The sequence below is a fragment of the Arenivirga flava genome (assembly GCF_030161575.1).
Taxonomy (GTDB): Bacteria; Actinomycetota; Actinomycetes; order Actinomycetales; family Microbacteriaceae; genus Arenivirga; species Arenivirga flava.
The window spans coordinates 2,311,574-2,332,199 of record NZ_BSUL01000001.1 but is presented as its reverse complement, the minus strand read 5'-3'; the positions used below and the strand labels follow the sequence as shown (position 1 = coordinate 2,332,199).

The following is a 20,626-nucleotide window of genomic DNA, read 5'->3' as shown; positions in this document are numbered from 1 at the left end:
GGGTGTCAGGCCTTGTGGACCGCGTGCCCGCCGAACTGGTTGCGCAGGGCCGCGACCGCCTTCATGGCGGGCGAGTCGTCCTGGCGCGAGACGAAGCGGGCGAAGATCGACGCGGTGATCGCCGGCAGCGGCACCGCGTTGTTGATGCCCTCCTCGATGGTCCAACGGCCCTCACCGGAGTCCTCGACGTAGCCGGAGATCTCCGCCAGCTTCGGGTCGTCCTTGAGCGCGAGCACCATCAGGTCGAGCAGCCAGGAGCGCACCACGGTGCCGCGCTGCCAGGCCGCGAAGGTGCCGGTGACGTCGTGGATGAGGTCGCTGCGCTTCTCGAGGAGCTCGTAGCCCTCGGCGAACGCCTGCATCATCGCGTACTCGATGCCGTTGTGCACCATCTTCGCGTAGTGGCCGGATCCGACCGGTCCCACGTGCACGAAGCCCTCCTCGCGGGGACCCTCGGGGCGCAGCGCGTCGAAGACGGGCAGGGCGCGCTCGACATCGGCGGCGTCACCGCCGACCATGAGGCCGTAGCCGTTCTCCTTGCCCCAGACGCCGCCGGAGACGCCGGCATCCATGTAGCGGATGCCCTTCTCGGTGAGGATCCCCGCGTGCACCGCGTCGTCGGTGAACTTCGAGTTGCCGCCCTCGATGACGAGGTCGCCCTCGTCGAGCGCGTCGGCGAGGTCGCGGATCACGCCGGTGGTGATCTCGCCGGCCGGGACCATGACCCACACGACGCGGGGGCCGGGGACCGCCTGCGCCAGCTCGGCGATGGTGGGGACGTCGGTGACCGCGGGGTTGGGGTCGTAACCGGTGACGGTGATGCCGTTGTCGCGGAGACGGGCGCGCATGTTGCCGCCCATGCGACCGAGGCCGATGAGGCCGATGTGCATGGAGATTCCTTCGTCGTTCGGTGCGCGGGTCAGCGCAGCAGGAGATTCGGCTGGAGCAGGTACTTGTAGCTGTCCGCTCCTGCCTGTTCCCGGGACGACTGGCTCGTGATGAGCACGGGTCCCGGCTTGTTCGGGTTCTCGGTCTTGGTGAACGAGATCCGGACGAACTCGCTGTGCACGGCGCCGATGCCGTCGAGCAGGAACTGGGGCTTCAGGGACACCGTGGTGTCGTCGCCGACCAGGTGCGCGTCGATCGACTCGGACGCCTGGGCGTGCTCGGATCCGATCGCCTCGAGGGTGAGGCCCTCCGCGGTGAAGGTGAAGCGCAGGGCGGCCTCGCGCTCGAGCACGAGCGAGACACGGCGCACGGCCTCGACGAGCTCGGCGGTGTTCATGACCGCGTAGTTCTCGACCGTCTCGGGGAACAGCCGCTTGACCGGGGGAAGTTGCCCTTGATGAGCAGCGAGGTGACGGTCTTGCGGTCGGCGCGGAAGGCGATGATCTCGCGCTCGTCGTTGCGGGCGATGCTCACGGAGACGTTGCCGGTGCTGCCGAAGGTCTTCCCGACCTCCTGCAGGGTGCGCGCGGGGACGAGCGCGGTCAGCGGCTCGGACGGTGCGTCGCCCGAGTCCCACGGGATCTCCCGCACGGCGACGCGGTAGCGGTCCGTGGCCACGAGGCTGAGGCTGTTCTCGCCGACCTCGAGCTGCACGCCGGTGATCACCGGCGTCACGTCGTCGCGCGATGCCGCAACGGCGACCTGCGAGACGGCGCTCGCGAAGGCGTCGGCCGGCAGCAGGCCGGTCTCATCCGCGACCTGGGGCAGGTTCGGGTACTCCTCGACCGGCATGGAGAGCAGGCTGAAGTTGGCGGAACCGCAGGCGACGGCGACGGAGGAGTCGGTCACGCTGATCCGCACCGGGGCGTTCGGCAGGCGGTTGGCGATGTCGGCCAGCAGGCGACCCGACACGAGCACGCGACCCGGCTCGTCGACCGTGGCCTGGATCTGCGTCTGGGCCGAGACCTCGTAGTCGAAGGACGAGAGGGTGAGCCCCTGCTCGTCGGCCTCGATGAGCACGCCGCTGAGGATCGGCAGGGTCGTGCGCTGCGGCAGCAGCTTGACCGCGAAGGACACCGCGTCGCTGAAGACGTCCCGGTTGACTTCGAATCTCATGCGCGGGGCACCCCTGTCGTTCGCGGCGTCGTGTGGTTGGCGTCCCAATCCTGCCACAGCGCCCGAACGCTCGAATCCTTGGGATTCGGACCGAGCGATCCATCCACAGGTCGGCGCTGGGGGTTATCGCCCGATCCCCTTCAGAGCAATGAATTAATGATGTTAACGGCTGTGGGAACTGTGGATAAGTCGGTGGAAAGTCTGCTGCAGCAAGGGAACTACACGGTTGTGAGCTGTTGGCGGATTGGGGACGGCGAATGACAGGAATCCGGATGCATCCCGATCCCGGATCCTTGTGATTCACAAGCTGGCGCTCGTCGCTCACACGCTGTCGCACCATTACTCACAAGTTCTCCACACTGTGCAATTCGACGCGGGAGGGCTTCGACGACGGCGTTTCGCGCCGCGGCAGGCGGCCACGCGCGCTCGCGCGAAGTGCTCCGGTGAGCCTCCCGCCGGGGTCGGAGATCATCCGGCGGCGCGCGATGGGCCGGCTCCCGGGGAACGCGAGAGGAGACGGGAGCCTGGCTGCGCGCATCCGCTCGGATCCCCCGACGGCGGGAACGTGCCGGCGACGGCCTACTTGTAGCGGTTGCCCTGCTTGATGCGGTTGGTGAGCTCGGTCACCTGGTTGTAGATCGAGCGCCGCTCCTTCATGAGCTCGCTGATCTTCTTGTTCGCGTACATCACCGTGGTGTGGTCGCGGTTGCCGAAGAGCTGCCCGATCTTCGGCAACGAGAGGTTCGTCATCTCCCGGCAGAGGTACATGGCGATCTGACGCGCGGTCGCGATGGCCTGCGAGCGGGAGGAACCGTAGAGGTCGTCGACGGTGAGCTTGAAGTACTCGGCCGTGTTGTTGATGATGTCGACCGGTGCGATCACGTTGTCGTCGTCGAGCGTGATCAGGTCCTTGAGCACCGTCTGCACGAGCTGCATGTCGACGGGCGTGCGATTGAGGCTCGCGAAGGCGGTGACGCGGATCAGCGTGCCCTCGAGCTCGCGGATGTTCGAGGAGACCTTGGTGGCGATGTACTCGAGGATCTCGTGCGAGACCTGCAGCCGCTCGCTCTGCGCCTTCTTGCGCAGGATCGCGATGCGCGTCTCGAGATCGGGGGCCTGCACGTCGGTGATGAGGCCCCACTCGAAGCGCGAGCGCATCCGGTCCTCGAAGCCGGTGAGGGCCTTCGGCGGCAGGTCGCTGGTGATGACCACCTGCTTGTTGTGGTCGTGCAGCGTGTTGAAGGTGTGGAAGAAGGCCTCCTGCGTGGAGTCCTTGCCCTGCAGGAACTGGATGTCGTCGATCAGCAGGATGTCGATGTCGCGATAGCGCGACTGGAACAGCGACGAGCGGTTGTTCGCGATCGAGTTGATGAAGTCGTTCGTGAACTCCTCGCTGCTGACGTAGCGGACGCGGATGCCCGGGTACATCGTCTCGGCGTAGTGGCCGATCGCGTGCAGGAGGTGGGTCTTGCCCAGCCCGGAGTCGCCGTAGACGAACAGCGGGTTGTAGGCCTTCGCAGGAGCCTCTGCGACGGCGACCGCGGCGGCGTGGGCGAAGCGGTTGGACCCTCCGATGACGAAGTTGTCGAAGTTGTACTTGGGGTTGAGGCGCGAGTCGGCGCGCTTGTTGGCCGGGCCCTCCTCCTGCGCCGCAGCGGCTGCGGGCGCCGGGCTCGGCGCCGGTGCGTCGAGGTAGCCGGGATCGGCGGGCTCCTCGGGAGAGGCCTGCGGCTCGACGTCGGGGTTGACGACGATGGCGAAGGTGACGACGGATCCGCTGCTGGCTCCGCCCAGGGACTCGATGAGCGGAAGGCGGATGCGCTGCTCGAGCATGCCGCGCGTCAGATCGTTCGGCACCTCGAGGTAGATGGTGCCCGCCATGACGCCCTTCGGCTGCACCAGGCTGAGGAAGCCGCGCAGCTGAGGGGTGATCCGACGGTCCTCGTCGAGCGCCGACAGCGTCGATGCCCAGAGTCGCTGGGTGTCGTCGGGGGCGTCGCTCATCGAGAACTTCCTACGTGGAGGGCTGCGGGATCCCTCCACTGTAGTTGCCGCTCCACGACTGTCCACAACCCGTCGGCGGTCCTGTGGACAAGTCCGCGTTTGACGATGCTGTACTGAGCGCCTATTTTTAATCAGTTGCCGTCCACCTGTAGGGCGCGCCGAGCTTCCCCGCCATCGAGCGGGCCCCTATCCGGAGATCAACTCATGAGCAAGCGTACGTTCCAGCCCAACAACCGTCGTCGCGCCAAGGTGCACGGCTTCCGCCTCCGCATGCGCACCCGCGCCGGCCGTGCGATCCTCGCCGCCCGTCGTCGCAAGGGCCGCACCGAGCTCAGCGCCTGAGTCGATCCGGTGTTGGCGAAGGCCAACCGGATCACCCGGGGCGAGGACTACCGGGCCACGGTTCGCCGTGGTCGACGCCTGACGACCCCCAACGCGGTGCTCTACGTGCGTCGCAACGACACGACCCCCACTCCACGCTTCGGCTTCATCGTCAGCAAGCAGGTGGGGGTCGCCGTCGTTCGGAACACCGTGCGTCGCCGCTTGAAGGCGCTCTGCGCCGAGGTGCGGGGCGAACTCGACCCGCACACCGACATCGTGATCAGGGCGCTGCCGGGCGTGGACTCCATCCGCTGGCCGGAGCTGCGGGGCAGCCTGCAGCAGGCGCTCCGCGATCGCGCCGGAGCGTGAACCTCGTGCTCCGGACCCTCTCGTACCTGCCCCGCAACGCCTGCGTAGCGGTCTTGCGGGTGTACCGCGCAGCGATCTCACCGCTCTACGGCGACGTGTGCCGGTACTATCCCTCCTGTTCCTCCTATGCCCTCCAGGCGATCCAGCGATACGGCGTCGTGCGCGGGATCTGGATGGGCACCAAGCGCATCGCGCGCTGCCACCCCTGGGCGCGCGGCGGCATCGACGATGTGCCGGAGCGCGAGCAGCAGAGCTTCCGGATCACGCGGTCCGGGTTCGTCGTAGCAGTTGGCCACGGAAAGGGCTGAACCGAAGCACCATGCCTGACATTCTCGGCACCATCCTCTGGCCGATCCGCTGGGTCATCGAGCTGATCCTCGTCGGCGCCCACCAGGGCCTGACCTACCTGGGTCTGGACCCCGCCGGCGGTCCCGCCTGGGTGCTCTCGATCACCGTGCTCGTGCTCATCGTGCGCGCTGCGCTGATCCCGGTCTTCGTGCGGCAGATCAAGAGTCAGCGCAAGATGCTCGAGGTCGCGCCCCAGCTCAAGAAGATCCAGGACAAGTACAAGGGCAAGCGCGACCAGTTCAGTCGTGAGGCGATGTCGCGGGAGACCATGGCGCTCTACAGCAAGGAGGGTGCCAACCCGCTGAGCTCGTGCCTGCCGCTGCTGCTGCAGATGCCGATCTTCTTCGGTCTCTACACGGTGCTCAACACCGCGGCCGGATCGCAGGGCAACGACCCTCGCGCGGGTGTGGGCCTCATGAACCTCGAGCTGTCGCAGCAGTTCGCCGCATCGGAGATCTTCGGTGCTCCCCTGCACGCCTCGTTCTCCGGCGTCCTGGGCGGCGGCGGCCCCTGGGAGGTGCTCGTCCTCGCGCCGATCATGGTCGTGTTGATGACGGCCTCGCAGTTCATCACGCAGCTGCAGATCGTCTCGAAGAACATGTCGCCCGAGGCCAAGGCGAGCCCGATGTTCCGTCAGCAGCGCATCCTGCTCTACATCCTCCCGCTGGTGTTCGCGGTCTCCGGCGTGGCCTTCCCGCTGGGCGTCATGTTCTACTGGCTCGTCTCGAACGCCTGGACCATGGGGCAGCAGTTCATCGTCATCCGCAACATGCCCACGCCCGGCAGCGAGGCGGCCCTCGCCCGCGAGGCGCGCATCGCCCGGCGCAACCAGCGCAAGGGCATCAGCATCGTGGAGGACGCTCCCGAGGTCGTCGAAGAGCAGAAGCCCACCCAGCGCGTGCAGCCGGTCAACAACAAGAACCGCAACAAGAGGAAGAAGAAGTGAGCGACTCCGTGGACTCCGTCGACACCAAGCCCGAGTCGAGCATCGAGAGCCTCGAGGAGGAGGGCGAGGTCGCGGCCGACTACATCGAGGAGCTGCTCGACATCGTCGACCTCGACGGCGATCTCGAGATCGAGGCCCGCGCGGGCCGGGCGTACGTGAGCGTGACGGCCGAGGATCCCGACAGCCTCCGACTGCTCTCCTCCCCCGACACCGTCGGCGCGCTGCAGGAGCTCACGCGGATCGCGGTGCAGACCAAGACCGGAGCGTTCTCGCGGCTCATCCTCGATGTTGGCGGCTCGCGGGACGCGCGCGCGCAGGAGCTCACACGGCTCGTCGACCGTGCGATCGAGCGGATCGAGGGCGGTGCGTCGTCGTCGGCTCTGCCCCCGATGTCCTCCTACGAGCGCAAGCTCGTGCACGACATCGTCGCCGAACGCGGCTACGGATCCGAGTCGCAGGGCGAGGGTCGCGACCGCCACACCGTCGTCACCGCCAAGTAGGTCCCTCGTGGAGCAGCGCGCCGTGCCTCGTCTGCGGAGGGTCGGATGATCGAGGTCGAGCCGGTCGCCGCAGCGAAGCTGTTCGGCGATCGCATCGAACTGGCACGGCAGTACACCGCCGATCTCGCCGAGCACGGTGAGATTCTGGGATTGATCGGGCCGCAGGAGCTCGCGCGTCTCTGGTCTCGGCATGTCGTGAACTGCGGCCTGCTCGCCCCGCTCATCCGACGCGGAGGCACGGTCGCCGACGTCGGCAGCGGGGCTGGTCTGCCCGGCCTGGTGCTCGCCTTGGCCGTTCCCGAGACGTCCTTCACGCTCATCGAGCCGATGGAGCGCCGTGTCGCGTGGCTCTCCGAGGAATCCGAGCGCCTCGGACTGGAGAACGTCACGGTGCTGCGGGCGCGCGCCGAGGAGACCGGGATCGCGGTCGATCAGGTCACCGCGCGTGCGGTCAGTGCCCTGAGGACGTTGGTGCCGAACTGCCGTGGCCTCTTGTCGGTGGGCGGTGAGATGCTCTTCCTCAAAGGGGCGAGCGTCGAGGACGAGATCGCGGCGGCCCGTAAGCAGTTGCTGAAGGCTGGCCTGCGGGACCCCGAGGTGCTCGTGCTGGGCGAGGAGATCGGCGCGGAGCCCACACGGGTGTTCCGGGCTACAGTGGTCTGACCCCCGCGAAGCGTTCCGCAGATCGGCCTTCGGGCCCGCGCCCGTGCCTCTGATCCACCCGTTTCACGTGAAACATTCGACCTGGAGTGACGCAGCATGACGAGCACCGGTGCCTTCGATGACACGACACCGCTCGCCCGAGAGCTGAGCGACCTCACGCGTCGGCGCCGGGCCATCGAGCAGTGGCAGTTTCCCCGTCCGGACGCCACGCGTGTGATCACGGTCGTGAACCAGAAGGGCGGAGTCGGCAAGACGACCTCGGCCGTGAATCTCGCAGCTGCATTGGCTTCGCGAGGGATGAACGTGCTCGTGATCGACCTCGACCCTCAGGGGAACGCCTCGACGGCGCTCGGCGTGGAGCACCGCTCGGAGACGCCCAGCGTCTACGACGTCATCATCAACGACTCCCCCATTGATGGCATCGTGCAGCAGAGCCCGGACATCGAGACCCTGCACTGCCTGCCGGCGACCATCCACCTCGCCGGTGCCGAGATCGAGCTCGTATCGATGGTCGCGCGCGAGCAGCGGCTCCGCACGGCGCTTGCGCCCTTCGTTGAGAACAGCGATTACGACTACGTCTTCATCGATTGCCCGCCGTCGCTCGGGCTGCTCACGATCAACGCCTTCGTCGCCGCCAGTGAGGTGCTCATCCCCATCCAGTGCGAGTACTACGCACTCGAGGGTCTGAGCCAGCTTCTGTCGAATATCCAGCTCATCCAGCGTCATCTGAATCCGACGCTGACGTTGTCGACGATTTTGCTCACGATGTTCGATGCGCGCACCAATCTAGCGAATCAGGTGGCTGAGGATGTTCGTCAGCACTTCCCGAAGGAAGTCCTCCGTACGCCCATCCCCCGTTCTGTTCGCGTGTCGGAGGCGCCGAGCTACGGGCAGACCGTCGTGAGTTATGACCCCGGTTCCCCCGGGTCGGTCTCGTACCTCGAGGCCGCTGCAGAGATCGCACATCGAGGAGCACCGAGCTGATGGCAACGAAGCGAACGGGCCTGGGTCGCGGAATCGGCGCCCTCATCCCCACCGGACCATCATCTCCGGCCACCGGCGGCTCGGACCGGCCGGTCGATGTGTTCTTCGGTGAGGCGGGTGCTGCTGCTGCTGCTGCTGCTGCGCAAGAGCATCTCGTGGCGGTGCCGGGCGCGCGGCTCGCCAGCCTCTCCCCCAGCGACATCGTGCCGAATGCCGTGCAGCCCCGCACGGAGTTCCGCGAGGAGGAGCTCAGCGAGCTCATCCACTCGGTGCGTGAATTCGGTGTGCTGCAGCCGATCGTGGTCCGCCCTCGAGCGGGAGCGAAGCAGGGTGAGCCGCAGTACGAGCTCATCATGGGTGAGCGGCGGCTCCGGGCGAGCAAGGCCGCGGGGCTCTCGACGATCCCAGCGGTCGTGCGCAACACGGCTGACGAAGTCATGCTGCGGGACGCTCTGCTCGAGAACCTGCACCGCGCTCAGCTGAATCCTCTCGAAGAGGCGTCGGCCTACCAGCAGCTCCTGGCCGACTTCGGTATCACTCAGGAGCAGCTCGCCGACCGCATCGGTCGTTCGCGGCCGCAGATTACCAATACCCTGCGCCTGCTGCGCTTGCCCGAGCGGGTGCAGGCGAAGGTCGCCGCCGGCGTGCTGAGCGCCGGACACGCTCGGGCGATCCTCTCCGTCGGCGACGACGCGGAGGGTATGGAGCGCTTGGCGGAGAAGATCGTCAATGAGGAACTCTCCGTCCGTGCTGCGGAAGCGGCCGCTGGCTCGGTCTCCACGCGTCCGACGAAGACACGCCCCGCTCCTGGCGCTCGTCAGGCGCACCTCAATGAGATCGCCGAACGGCTCGGCGACCGACTCGACACACGCGTCAAGATCGCTCTCGGACGCACCAAGGGCAGCGTGACCATCGATTTCGCAACCGTGCACGACCTCAATCGCATCCTCGCGGAACTTGGCGAGGAACCGTTCCGGCCCTGAGGTGGCAGGTTTCACGTGAAACATTCGCCGCCGGCGTTTCCCTCGGCTGCGTGAACGTCTCGTTGCTGGCTCCTCCGAGCCTTGCCGTGTCGACAATGCAGGTGTTCTCGCCCACCCCAGCTTGCTGTCGACGGTGTGCCTGTTTCACGTGAAACATTCCTTCGCGGGTTGCAGGCTGAGCAGTTCAGCGGAACGCAGCATCGCCTCGCCTCCGCCTCGCCGGAGGATCTGACGACAGGGCGAGGGCTGTGAGAGCCCGGGTGCGTCGGCGCCTGTCATCGCTCTCGTTGACCGCATCGCGGAGAGATCGGTGGCGACAGGGGCGATCCTCTCGAGTGGCTGGCAACGCTCGCGGCGCCTACTCTCGGCAACATGGCACGAGCAATGCCGCTGAGTTTGGAGGCGATGCGCTGTTCGCCGACATGGTGATGAACAATCTGGCTGCATGCTCGGCAGGAACTTTCATCAACGGAGATCGGCGGAGACCGCGGCCGCGCCACCGAACATCTGTCGTGTTGGACCCGGCTGTCGAGGTTTCGCACCTGGCACAGGAAGCTGATCCCGGATGCGCCACTTCGATGCGAATTGGTCGAAGAGCATCCGTGTGGTGCCGGCGTCGAGTGGAGTCCCCCATCGCACGCGGTGCCGCTGCGAGTGATTTCATCCCCAGGATCCCGCACGAGCGTGGCGAATGTTTCACGTGAAACGGTGTCGGAGCGTGTGCTCATCGACTGCGCATGGTGATGGTCCTCGCCTCCTGCAGCCCCGCCTTTCGGCTGTCGTCCTACCGGCGCGGCGACGCGGCCTCGGATTAGCCGCAAGGGGCCGGGCGCTGCATGTGCGCCTGGCCGACGGCTTGTTCACGAGCCTCCCGGAACAGAAGCGGGCCGCAAACCGAACCACTGCGTCAGGTCCAGCGGGGCACCTACGCGTTTCCGGGAGAGAGGAGACTCCACGGACGCGGTGGCTTCGCACTCCCCCACGGTCGCCCAATCTCGCTCGTGGCCTCCGCGCCGAAGATCGGATGCAACGGACACGTGCTGCGACTATCGAGCACGAGTCCGGGATGGATTGTCGACGCTCGATGGCGTGCGTCGCGGTGGGCCGTGAGCCGGCGGCACGCTGGTTTGGCCGACTCAACCCTCGGGCGAGAACGTCGATCGTTGGCGAAGCTGTCGTCCTGCTCGTGTTCGTGGTTCGTATTCGTGTTTGTGGTTGTGTTCATGGTCGTGACGATTGCTGTTGGCGCTCCCGTCGCTGCTGCCGTCGCTGCTCCCATCGGCGCGGCCACTGCTGCTCAGGTGCTGTTGCTGCTGCTTTTGTTGCTGCCGCTATGACCGTTTACACCCCGCGCCCGCCAGCAAAACTCATCGATACCGCCACCGCATTCGATGTCGGTGCAGCTTTCAACGGCCCCCGCGTTGCCGCTCGCGCCGCCTGATCGACGGTGGTTGCCGTGAGGGCGGGCTGTTCGGTGAGAGCGCGCTGTTCGGTGAGGGCGGGCTGTTCGGTGAGGGCGGGCTGTTCGGTGAGGGCGGGCTGTTCGGTGAGAGCGCGCTGTTCGGTGAGAGCGCGCTGTTCGGTGAGAGCGCGCTGTTCGGTGAGAGCGCGCTGTTCGGTGAGAGCGCGCTGTTCGGTGAGAGCGACGTTCGTGGCGCCCCTGTGCTGGCGCGGGTCCCGGCGCTGCAGGTCTAGTGCGATGATCTATCGCGCTGCCTGTTCCGCGGGAAGCTTGTGCAGTTCGCGGAAACAGACGACGGTGCTCCCTGATGCCCTGATGCCCTGATGCCCTGATGCCCTGATGCCCTGATGCCCTGATGCCCTGATGCCCTGATGCCCTGATGCCCTGATGCCCTGATGCCCTGATGCCCTGATGCCCTGATGCCCTGATGCCCTGATGCCCTGATGCCCTGATGCCCTGATGCCCTGATGCCCTGATGCCCTGATGCCCTGATGCCCTGATGCCCTGATGCCCTGATGCCCTGATGCCCTGATGCCCTGATGCCCTGATGCCCTGATGCCCTGATGCCCTGATGCCCTGATGCCCTGATGCCCCGGCGTCGGGCCCCGATATCCGCATGAGGCACGCGCCCTACCGACCTGTTCCACGTGAAACATACCTGCCATCGACCAGGCGCGGGGAACGTGATCTCACGAATGCGCTGTCGCAGGTGGGATGTTTTGAAGGACGAGTCTTCATGGGCCCGTTCCAAGCCCGCGAGGCGGTCTGGTCTGGCGATGCGTACCGAGAGTGGCCATTGCTACCGCGCCTCGATCCGGTCCGAGCGGGTAGAGCCTCGCCGCACGCGGCCGTCCATCGAGGCTGTACTGCGTTCCGTCACCTTCCGCTGCGATCGGGGACGCACATCATCACGAAGTGGGAACGTTCCACCCGGCGATGCCCTTCGAGCTGACGGCGGGCACGAGGCGGCAGTGTCATGCGATCGCCCCGCCGCTGCAGTCGTCGGTGTCGGAAGCCTGCTCGGACTCGTTGCACCATTCTCCTTGGTGCCTGACTGCCCTCATCCGTCGATGCCCGTTGCTCGGCGGCCGCTGCCGGTCCGCCAGGGAGGGCCGGTAGACAGGCGACACCTTTCCGCCGCGCGGATCGCCTTGCCGCTGCGGCTTCACACCGCTGACGGCTTCGCACCGCTGACGGCGTCATCTGAGCGCGCGAACGTCGGTGGGATCGAACGGCGCTGGGACCCGCATCAGGGAGAGCCACGCGAGATGAGAAGCGCCTTTGAGCAGGCTGTTTGGCGGAGTTGGGACTGTTTCACGTGAAACATCGCGAACTCCGGGTCATACCCGGGAATCGGCGATCGCCGCATCGGCCAGCGCCGAGTACACCCAACCGAGGTCGTGACCGGCCGCCTCCAGCGCCTGTGGCATGAGCGAGGTCTCGGTGAGGCCGGGCATCATGCTCGCCTCGAGGAACCACGGGGTACCAGCGGCATCGACGATCATGTCGACGCGGGAGAGATGCCGCAGGCCGATCGCGTTGTGCGCGGCGATCGCCACCTCGGTGGCCCTCGCGGCGACATCATCGCTGAGACGTGCCGGCGCATAGAACCGCGTCATGCCGGCGGTGTACCGCGCCTCGTAGTCGTAGACGCCGGAGAGCGGTTCGATCTCGACCGGCGGCAGGGCGACGGGGCCATCCCCCGTATCGATGATGCCGACCGCGATCTCGGTGCCGAGAATCCGCTGCTCGATGAGCACCTCGTCGCCGTAGGTGTAGGCGTTCACCATGGCACGGGGCAGCGCCTCCTGGTCGTCGACGAGTGTGACGCCCTGCGCCGAGCCCCCTGCGCAGGCTTGACGACGATCGGCACGGGGAGCTCTTCGGCGACGCTCGCGAGCACGCCGGATGCGCCGAGCTCGCGGAAGGTCTCGTTGGTCAGCGTGATGGACCGAGGCGTGGGAACGCCGGCACGAGCGACGATCGACTTCGCGACCGGCTTGTTCCAGGCGAGACGAGCCGCATCCGCTCGGGAACCGACGAACGGGATCCCGAGGAAGTCCAGCAGGCCGGTCAGCGCGCCGTCCTCGCCGCTCGCGCCGTGCAGCGCGGGCCAGACCACATCGGGCTTGTGCTCGCGCAGGAACGAGAGCAGGGATGCATCCGGATCCCGCAGGGTCACGTGGATGCCATGCGACTGCAGGCTGTCCGCGACGCGTCGGCCGGAGCGCAGCGACACGTCGCGTTCGTGCGAGATCCCTCCGGCGAGGATCAGGACCTGTCGGGGGGTGCTGCTCATGATGTCCTAGCCGATGTTCGGGGGCGGGGAGATGACGTTCTGGCGCTGCGAGAGATGCAGTGGACCGGTCTGCGCGAAGGTGTTCAGCAGGTCGAGCTCGCCGTTGATGACGGTGGCGAGCCGGCGGATGCCCTCCTGGATGAAGTCGGGCTTCGGATAGCAGAACGAGAGGCGGATGTGGTTGCCGCCGCGTCCATCCGCGTAGAAGGCGGTGCCCGGGGTGTACGCGACCAGTTCCTTGACGGCTCGCGGGAGCATCGCCTTCGAATCGAGGTGCGGGGGAGGTTGAGCCAGACGAAGAACCCGCCACCCGGGTCGGTCCAGCTGAGCTTGGGCAGGTACTCCCCCAGCGCCGCGATCATCGACTCCTTGCGCTCCCGGTAGGTCTCGCGGAAGGTCTCGATCTGCGCCATCCAGTCCGTGCGGTTGAGGTACTCCGAGATGATCAGCTGGTTGAACACGCTCGGCGAGAGGATCGCGGCCTCGGCGGCCAGGATGAGCTTCTCGCGGATGCCGTGCGGCGCGAGCGCCCAACCGACGCGGAGGCCCGGAGCGAGCGTCTTCGAGAACGTGCCGAGGTAGACCACGCCGTCGTCGTCGAGTGAGCGCATCGCGTGCGGCGCGGGAGTGCCGAAGTGCAGCAGCCCGTAGGGGTTGTCCTCGAGCACGAGGATGTCGTTGCTGCGGGCGATCTCGAGCACCTCGGCGCGGCGCGCGAAGCTCATCGTCACGCCCGTCGGGTTCTGGAAGTTCGGGATGGTGTAGAGCAGCTTGATGCTCTTACCCGCAGCCTTCAGGTTCGCGATGGTCTCGCGCAGCGACTCGGGGATGATGCCCTGGTCGTCCATGAGCACGTGCGCGACCTCGGCCTGGTACGAGCGGAAGACGCCGAGCGCGCCGACGTAGCTGGGCGCCTCGGCGAGCACGACGTCTCCGGGGTTCACGAAGAGCTTCGTGACGAGGTCGAGCGCCTGCTGCGATCCGGTCGTGATGACGACGTCGTCGGCGCTGCCGCGCACGCCCTCGAGCGCCATGATGTCGAGGATCTGCTCGCGCAGCACGCCCACGCCCTGGCCGCCGCCGTACTGGAGGGCGACCGGGCCCTGCTCCTGCATGACCCGTTCGATCGAGCCGTTGAGCACATCCTGCGGCAGTGCGGAGACGTAGGGCATGCCGCCGGCGAGCGAGACGACCTCGGGCCGCGATGCGACGGCGAACAGGGCTCGGACCTCGGAGGCGCTGAGGCCTGCAGTGCGGTCGGCGTAGCTGTTGTACCAGGGATCGAGGCTGATGCCTTCGACCCGCCGCGGAGTGCTCGGGGTCGTCATCGTCTCAGGATATGCCGTTAACCAGGCGGCCCGCACCCCCGGGAGAGGGATGCGGGCCGCGAGGTGCGGATTGGACTCAGCCGATGAAGTCGGCCAGGTCTGCCTCGAGCGCGGGCTTCGGCTTGGCGCCGATGATGGTCTTGACGACCTCGCCGCCCTCGAAGACCTTCAGCGCGGGGATCGAGGTGATCTGGTACTGCGCGGCGAGCTGCGGGTTCTCGTCGACGTTGAGCTTCAGCACGGTGAGCTTCTCGCCGTGCTCCTCGCCGATCTGGTCGACGATCGGGCTGACCATGCGGCAGGGGCCGCACCACTCGGCCCAGAAGTCCACGAGGACGGGCTTGGACGAGTCGAGGACGTCGGCCTGGAAGGTGGCTTGGGTGGTGGCGTTGGACATGTGGTGACTCCTTGCGTCGGTTCGGGGTGCGGTCAGACGGCGGCGGCGATGAGCTCGCCGTCGTTCGCGGCCGCGAGGAAGTGCTCGGCGTCGAGCGCTGCCACGGTGCCGGAGGCGGCCGCGGTCACCGCCTGCCGGTAGTGCGGGTCGACGACGTCGCCCGCGGCGAAGACGCCCGGCAGGCTCGTGCGCGAGCTGCGGCCGTCGACGGCGATGGTGCCGTCGTCGGTCAGGTCGAGCTGGCCGTGCACGAGGTGCGTGCGGGGGTCGTTGCCGATGGCGATGAATAGGCCGTCGAGGTCCATCGTGGTCTCGGTGCCGTCGACGGTGTCCTTGATCGTGATGCCGCGCACCTGCTGGTCGCCGAAGATCTGCGCGACCTCCTTGTTCCAGAGGAACTCGATCTTGGGGTTGTCGAAGGCGCGCTGCTGCATGATCTTCGAGGCGCGCAGGGTGTCCTTGCGGTGGATCACGTAGACCTTGTCGGCGAAGCGGGTGAGGAAGTTCGCCTCCTCCATTGCCGAGTCGCCTCCGCCGACCACGGCGATGGTCTTCTCCCGGAAGAAGAAGCCGTCGCAGGTGGCGCACCAGCTGACGCCGAAGCCGCTGAACTGCTCCTCGCTCTCGAGGCCGAGCTTGCGGTACGCCGAGCCGGTCGCGACGATGACGGTGCGCGCCTCGTGGGTGTCTCCGTTGCCGAGCGTGACCTTCTTGACGTCGCCGGCGAGCTCCACCGACACGACGTCGTCGAAGACGACCTCGGTGCCGAAGCGCTCGGCCTGCTCCTGCATCTTCGTCATGAGGTCGGGGCCCATCACGCCCTCGGGGAAGCCCGGGAAGTTCTCGACCTCGGTGGTGTTCATGAGCTCGCCGCCGGCCTGCACGCTGCTCGCGATGACCAGGGGTTCCAGCTGGGCGCGTGCCGCGTAGATCGCGGCCGTGTAGCCGGCGGGGCCGGAGCCGATGATGATGACCTGACGCACGGGGAACTCCTCGTTCTCTCGCGGCGGGATCGACCGCCGCACGGGTGACAACACATGCTACCGAGCCGCTATTCCGTGCCTCCCGGCGCGCCGGGGAGCGGATGCGGGAGCCGGCGGATCGCCGTCTCAGCGGCCGAGACGGCGGCGGACGGTGATGACCAGACCGCGCACCTCGGGGTCGCGCCCGAGCAGCAGGAGGACGCCGTAGACGGCGGCCATGGCGGATCCGCCGGCCAGCATCGTGAGCGCGGCGTGCGGGAGAGCGTCCATGGCCCAGCCGTCCATATCGTAACCACCCATGCTGGTCACGATGAGGAGACCGACCGCGCCGGCGAGCAGCGCCCCTGCGAGGTAGACGAGCGTGCGAGCCAGAACCCGCCGGCCGTCGATCCCTCCGATGCGCCGACGAACGACCAGCACGGCCAGGACGGCCTGCGTCACGCCGGCGATCGTCGTGCCGGTCGCGATGCCGATCGCGATCCAGTCGACGGGCAGCAGCGAGCAGACGAGCGCGGACGTGACGACGATGCCGGACTGCACCGCCTGGAGCCAGAACGCGGTCCGGGTCTCCTCGCGGGCGTAGAGCACGCGCTGGAGCACGGCGAGCGTGCTGAACGCAGCGAGGCCGGGCAGGTAGGCCAGCATGACGTGGGCCATGTCGGCGGCGTTCTCGGGCTCGACCTCGAAGAACCGGGCGAAGGGATAGGCGAGCACCATGAGCCCGACCATCGCGAAGACGATGACGAGCAGGATCGTGCGCAGGGACTGCGAGACGTCGTCGCGCAGGGCGCGGTCGTCGCCGGCGTGCACGTGCCCGCTCATCCGCGTGTAGTAGACGGTGATCAGGGAGACCGCGACGATCGAGTGCGGCAGCATGAAGACCAGCCACGAGTTCTGCAGAGCGAGGCTGGAGGCGGCCTCGTCCGCGGCTATCGACGCCGTGTTCGTCTGGAGGACCGCCGCGACCTGACTCGTGACGACCATCGCGAACATCCAACCGGCGGCCTTGCCCGCGCGCCCGAGGCCGACGCCCCGCCAGCGGAAGTCCGGCCGGAACCCGAGACCGGCACGACGCCAGAACAGGGCCAGGAACGCCGCTTGGGCTGCGACACCCGCGGTGGTGGTGCCCGCTAGCAGCGCGATCGCGCCGCCGTCCCAGGCCGCGGTGTCGCGGAACTCGGCGGCGGTGCCGTAGACGAGCATGAAGACGACGAGGCCGGCCATGGCGACGACGTTGTTGACGACGGGAGCCCAGGTGAACGGTCCGTAGACCCTGCGGGCGTTGAGCACCTCGCCGAGCAGGCTGTAGATCGCGTAGAACAGCACCTGCGGCAGGCACCAGTAGGCGAAGACGATCGCGAGCGCGAGGGTCTCCTCGGCGATCTTGTCCTCGCGGACGTAGAGGCTGACGATGATGGGTGCGGCCACCGTGGCGATGACTGCGGCGACGATGAAGACGACGATGCCGAGCGTGAGGATGCGGTTGATGAAAGCGCTGCCGCCGTCCGTCTCACGGCTCGCTCGGACGATCTGCGGAACGAGCACCGCGCTGAGCACCCCGCCCGCGATGAGCGCGTAGATGTTGTTCGGCAGCTGGTTGGCGATCGCGAAGGCGTTGCCCGCCGAACTCGCCACCTGCCCGATCGCCAGCGCCAGCACGATCGCCTTCGCGAAGCCGAGCAGGCGCGAGACGAGGGTGCCGCTCGCGAGCAGCAGGCTCGCGCGGCCGACACCGCCCTCAGCCACGATCATCCGCTTCCTGCTCGATCGCCCCATCGACCCGTGCTCTGCGGCGCTTCAGCACCGTGCGGATGATGCCGCCGACGAAGACGAGACCGACCAGGACGGCGAAGGTGCCGGTGATCGCGGTCTCCCATCCGGCCTGCACGTTCAGGTCGAGGAAGGCGGGCGCGGCGACTGCGGCGCCCGTGGAGGAGGCGATGGAGACGGTGAGCGTGACCGCGCCGTTGGCCACCGACTCGACGGGCACGATGGCCCGGGCCTGGCCGCCCGCCGGCACGACCAGCTCGACCAGCTCGTTCACGACGGAGAGGGATGGATTCGAGGGCGTGACCGTCACGTAGACCGTGGCGGGCTGATCGAGCGCGTTCGAGACGGTGATGGGCAGCTCGGAGTGCGAGGAGAGCTGATTGATGGTGTCGCCGATGATGGTGATCGAGCCGCCGAGCGCGTCGATCCCGGCACGCTCGGCGTCCACCGCGGCCGGCCAGGTCGGGTCGTCGCGCCAGGCGGAGGAGAGCAGCCCGAGCAGGGCCGTGCGCCGCTCCCCCAGCAGCCCGGCCGGTTCGTCGACCGTGGAGGCGATGGCGTCGAGGCTCAGGCTCGCGCCGACCAGGCTGTCGACGGCCGACTGGCGGTCTGGTACGGCGACGTCGGCGGCCTCGGCCTCGGCGACGGGCTCGTCCATCGCGTCGACGAGCGAGCCCGGAGAGCTCCAAGCGACCTCGCCGAGGGCGCGGAGGGTGTCGTCGAAGCGGGGGTCTCGGCACCGTCGCGCGGCAGCGCGGCCACGACCGTGGCCGAGCCGGCCCGCGCATCCACGGCCAGCAGCGCCTTCACGCGGGCCATCGCGGTCTGCCATGCGGCCGTGGACGTCGCCGAGGCCGCCTGAGCGACGGCCCGCGAGACGGCTGACCGCTCGACGACGGTCGGCAGCGCCGTGTCGATGCGAGCGGAGTCTGCGGGAACGGATGCGAGGGATCGGTCGTCGAGCAGCGCGCTCTGCGCGCCCACGAGACCGTCCAGCTGCGCCGGGGCCACGGCGCCGACCGGCCAGACGAGCTCGGGGAGGGTGGGTTCCCAGGCGGTCAGGGCGGCGACGTCGGGAAGGGCGGTGTCGTCGTCCGGCGCCTCGGTCGCCGGGGTCGCGGTGGGCGAGGCGGTGGCGCTCGGGGTCGGCGCGGGCTCCTCGGCGAAGTCCGCGGCGTCCATGGCGAAGTCGAGGCTGGCGGGTGAGCGCAGCGATGCGCCGTTCGCCCGCAGCAGCTCGATGGGATCGACGTCGCCGTAGCCGAGCAGGAAGCTGTCGAGCGTGCTCGCCTCGAGGTCCGCCAGCCACGCGGCCGCGGCGGCGGGCGCCGAGGTGCCGAGGCGGCGGATGGAGGCCAGCACCATCGGGTCGACCGCGATGGTCGCGCCCGCCGCCGTGGCGGCGTCGAGCCGGGTGCGCAGTCGGCCCTGCTCGCCGGTGAGCGCCGTGAGCTGGCCCTCGTCCAGCACCCCCGTAGTGGTCGCGACGCCGCTGGTGAGCGGCACCACCGTCGCCACGCGCTGCTGCGACTCGACCCCCTCGGGCAGCCAGGTGACGCTGCTGCGGGCCTGCACGTCGCGGCCCTCGCCGAGGTCCAGATCGAGGGCGAGCAGGCGCACGCCCCAGACCGTCGGGTCGTCGCGGATGCCGAGGTTGCCGGCCGGCACGGTCAGCTCGAAGCTGCTGCGCTGCCCCGCGGCGATGGCGGGGGTCTCGAGCCATCCCACGGTGCGCCGTGCGCGCTGCTGCACGTCGTCGTCCCCGGCGAGCCACGCGCTGAGCGCCGACTCCTGGCGCAGCGGGCCGTCGCCGAGCGCCACCGTCGCCACGGACTCGGGCACGTCGACCGCGCTGGCGTTGTCGACCGTCACCTGCAGGCGGAGGTCGTCACCGGGCACGAGATCGCCCTCGCCGGCGATGCGGACGGATGCGGTGACCTCGTCCTGCAGCGCATCCGTCGACACGGTCGCCTGCGCGGGCTGCGCGCCCAGCAGCACCGGCGCCGCCACGAGCGCACCGAGCGCCGCGATCAGGGCGCGCCGGAGCCGGGTGGTGCGCGCCGTCAGCATGCGACCGATTCTAGGCGCGGGCGGCTGGACCCGATCCCGGCGGACCCGCTCAGGGGACCGGCACCTCCTCCGGCGCCTGCAGGCTGTCCATGCTCTGCAGCAGCGCCGCCGACTCGGCGTTGAGCGACTCGAGCTCGGCGCGCAGCTCCTCGTAACGGGTGACGTCGGCGTTCACCGCATCGCGCTGTTCGTCGAGCGCGTCGCCACGGGCGTAGAGCGCGTCGCGCTGGCGCTCGAACTCGTCCGTGTCGAAGCCACCCGGCGTGCTGGCGCGGGCGTTGAACACCTCGATGTCGGCGTTGAGCTCGCTCGTGCCCTGCTCGTACTCGGTGCGGCCGGCCTCGATCGTCCCGGCCAGCGCATCCAGCTCGGCGACCAGCGATTCGCTGCGCTCCTGGATGTCGGCGAGCACGCTCGAGTAGCCGTCGTGCAGGGCCACGACGATCGAACGGTCCTGGAAGTACTCGGCGTAGTGCGCCTCGAGCTCGGGCGACAGATCTGCGACCTCGGTGCCGATGATCGAGTGCAGCTCGTTCACACGCGTGCCGGGCTGGGCCTGGGCGTAGTAGTCCATCCGCTCGGCGAAGGCGTCGTCGGCGACGCGCTCGTACTCCGCCTCCAGCAGCGGTTCGAGCTCGGCGTGCTCGTCCTCGCTCATGCGATCCCACGCGGCGTGGAGCATCTCGTGCGCCGCCGTGACCTCGACGATGCCCGCCAGGCGCTCGTCGGTGATGCGGTAGAGGTGGATCATCGAGCCCGTGTAGCAGCCGAGGATGTAGAAGGTCGGGTCCTCGCGGTTGCAGGACTCGTTGAACTGCGCCGCGTCCTCGAGGCTGGGCGTGCTCGCGGCGAAGAGGAAGTCGCCCTCGTCGCTCATCTGGATGCGGTCGCGCACGGCGGCGAGCTCGGCGGAGGGCTGGTAGTTCCAGCCCGTGTACGCGTCCTCGAGCCAGCGCCGGTTCGACATCGCCCAGAGCGCCGTGCCGATCAGCACGAGCGCGATGACGGCGGCGAGCACGGCGAGGAGGGCGCGGGGACCGCGGCGGCCATGCGGAGTGGTCGTCACCTTCCCATCATGGAGGATGCACGGCGTCCCGCGGCCCGGGCCGCTCCGGGGCCCTGTGGCAGACTCGAT

At 68.3% G+C, this 20,626-nt stretch carries 16 protein-coding genes and 3 pseudogenes; 9 read left to right on the top strand and 10 right to left on the bottom strand.

Annotation, left to right across the window (positions count from 1 at the left end):
• Positions 1 to 5: 5 nt before the first annotated feature.
• From gnd to dnaA, 3 genes and pseudogenes are all read right to left on the bottom strand, one after another.
• Positions 6 to 890 carry a phosphogluconate dehydrogenase (NAD(+)-dependent, decarboxylating) gene (gnd, locus tag QQK26_RS11230; protein ID WP_284232747.1) on the bottom strand — a complete coding sequence of 295 codons (885 nt, stop codon included), beginning with the start codon at positions 888 to 890 and terminating at the stop codon, positions 6 to 8.
• 29 nt (positions 891 to 919) lie between these two features.
• A pseudogene (gene dnaN, locus QQK26_RS11225) lies at positions 920 to 2,064 on the bottom strand (DNA polymerase III subunit beta).
• Positions 2,065 to 2,643: 579 nt separating this feature from the next.
• Positions 2,644 to 4,068: a chromosomal replication initiator protein DnaA gene (gene dnaA / locus QQK26_RS11220; protein WP_284232745.1), complete on the bottom strand. Its 1,425-nt coding sequence runs from the start codon at positions 4,066 to 4,068 to the stop codon at positions 2,644 to 2,646.
• 204 nt (positions 4,069 to 4,272) lie between these two features.
• On the opposite strand from dnaA, the gene rpmH reads away from it, so the two are divergent.
• From rpmH to QQK26_RS11175, 9 genes are all read left to right on the top strand, one after another.
• Positions 4,273 to 4,410: a 50S ribosomal protein L34 gene (gene rpmH, locus QQK26_RS11215; protein WP_022881903.1), complete on the top strand. Its 138-nt coding sequence runs from the start codon at positions 4,273 to 4,275 to the stop codon at positions 4,408 to 4,410.
• Positions 4,411 to 4,419: 9 nt separating this feature from the next.
• Positions 4,420 to 4,758: a ribonuclease P protein component gene (rnpA, locus tag QQK26_RS11210; RefSeq protein ID WP_284232733.1), complete on the top strand. Its 339-nt coding sequence runs from the start codon at positions 4,420 to 4,422 to the stop codon at positions 4,756 to 4,758.
• A complete protein-coding gene (gene yidD, locus QQK26_RS11205) occupies positions 4,755 to 5,066 on the top strand; it encodes a membrane protein insertion efficiency factor YidD (RefSeq protein ID WP_284232730.1) in 312 nt (103 codons plus the stop codon). The genes rnpA and yidD overlap by 4 nt, the downstream gene beginning before the upstream one ends.
• Positions 5,067 to 5,077: 11 nt before the next feature.
• Positions 5,078 to 6,052, top strand: a complete 975-nt coding sequence (gene yidC / locus QQK26_RS11200) for a membrane protein insertase YidC (protein WP_284232728.1) — start codon at positions 5,078 to 5,080, stop codon at positions 6,050 to 6,052.
• A complete protein-coding gene (locus tag QQK26_RS11195; RefSeq protein WP_284232724.1) occupies positions 6,049 to 6,552 on the top strand; it encodes a Jag family protein in 504 nt (167 codons plus the stop codon). Before yidC ends, QQK26_RS11195 begins: the two co-directional genes overlap by 4 nt.
• A gap of 45 nt (positions 6,553 to 6,597) precedes the next feature.
• On the top strand, positions 6,598 to 7,215 hold the full coding sequence (rsmG, locus tag QQK26_RS11190; protein ID WP_284232722.1) for a 16S rRNA (guanine(527)-N(7))-methyltransferase RsmG: 618 nt from the start codon (positions 6,598 to 6,600) through the stop codon (positions 7,213 to 7,215).
• A gap of 96 nt (positions 7,216 to 7,311) precedes the next feature.
• Positions 7,312 to 8,199, top strand: a complete 888-nt coding sequence (locus QQK26_RS11185) for a ParA family protein (RefSeq protein WP_284232719.1) — start codon at positions 7,312 to 7,314, stop codon at positions 8,197 to 8,199.
• A complete protein-coding gene (locus QQK26_RS11180; RefSeq protein WP_284232717.1) occupies positions 8,199 to 9,182 on the top strand; it encodes a ParB/RepB/Spo0J family partition protein in 984 nt (327 codons plus the stop codon). The genes QQK26_RS11185 and QQK26_RS11180 overlap by 1 nt, the downstream gene beginning before the upstream one ends.
• A gap of 1,242 nt (positions 9,183 to 10,424) precedes the next feature.
• Positions 10,425 to 10,877 (top strand): hypothetical protein, encoded by a 453-nt coding sequence (locus QQK26_RS11175; RefSeq protein ID WP_284232715.1) that lies wholly within the window; start codon positions 10,425 to 10,427, stop codon positions 10,875 to 10,877.
• A gap of 1,107 nt (positions 10,878 to 11,984) precedes the next feature.
• On the opposite strand, the pseudogene QQK26_RS11170 reads toward QQK26_RS11175, so the two are convergent.
• From QQK26_RS11170 to QQK26_RS11140, 7 genes and pseudogenes are all read right to left on the bottom strand, one after another.
• Positions 11,985 to 12,943: pseudogene (locus tag QQK26_RS11170) on the bottom strand (D-alanine--D-alanine ligase family protein).
• Between the two features lie 6 nt (positions 12,944 to 12,949).
• Positions 12,950 to 14,271, bottom strand: a pseudogene (locus tag QQK26_RS11165) (aminotransferase-like domain-containing protein).
• Between the two features lie 76 nt (positions 14,272 to 14,347).
• Positions 14,348 to 14,668 (bottom strand): thioredoxin, encoded by a 321-nt coding sequence (gene trxA, locus QQK26_RS11160; RefSeq protein ID WP_284232713.1) that lies wholly within the window; start codon positions 14,666 to 14,668, stop codon positions 14,348 to 14,350.
• Between the two features lie 32 nt (positions 14,669 to 14,700).
• Entirely contained in the window at positions 14,701 to 15,651 is a 951-nt protein-coding gene (trxB, locus tag QQK26_RS11155; protein ID WP_284232711.1) for a thioredoxin-disulfide reductase, read from the bottom strand.
• A gap of 126 nt (positions 15,652 to 15,777) precedes the next feature.
• A complete protein-coding gene (gene murJ / locus QQK26_RS11150) occupies positions 15,778 to 17,403 on the bottom strand; it encodes a murein biosynthesis integral membrane protein MurJ (protein WP_284232709.1) in 1,626 nt (541 codons plus the stop codon).
• The gene (locus QQK26_RS11145) at positions 17,390 to 18,253 is read right to left on the bottom strand and encodes a DUF6049 family protein (RefSeq protein ID WP_284232707.1); all 864 of its coding nucleotides are present in this window, start codon (positions 18,251 to 18,253) and stop codon (positions 17,390 to 17,392) included. Before QQK26_RS11145 ends, murJ begins: the two co-directional genes overlap by 14 nt.
• Positions 18,254 to 19,540: 1,287 nt before the next feature.
• On the bottom strand, positions 19,541 to 20,557 hold the full coding sequence (locus QQK26_RS11140) for a coiled-coil domain-containing protein (RefSeq protein ID WP_284232706.1): 1,017 nt from the start codon (positions 20,555 to 20,557) through the stop codon (positions 19,541 to 19,543).
• Positions 20,558 to 20,626 lie beyond the last annotated feature (69 nt).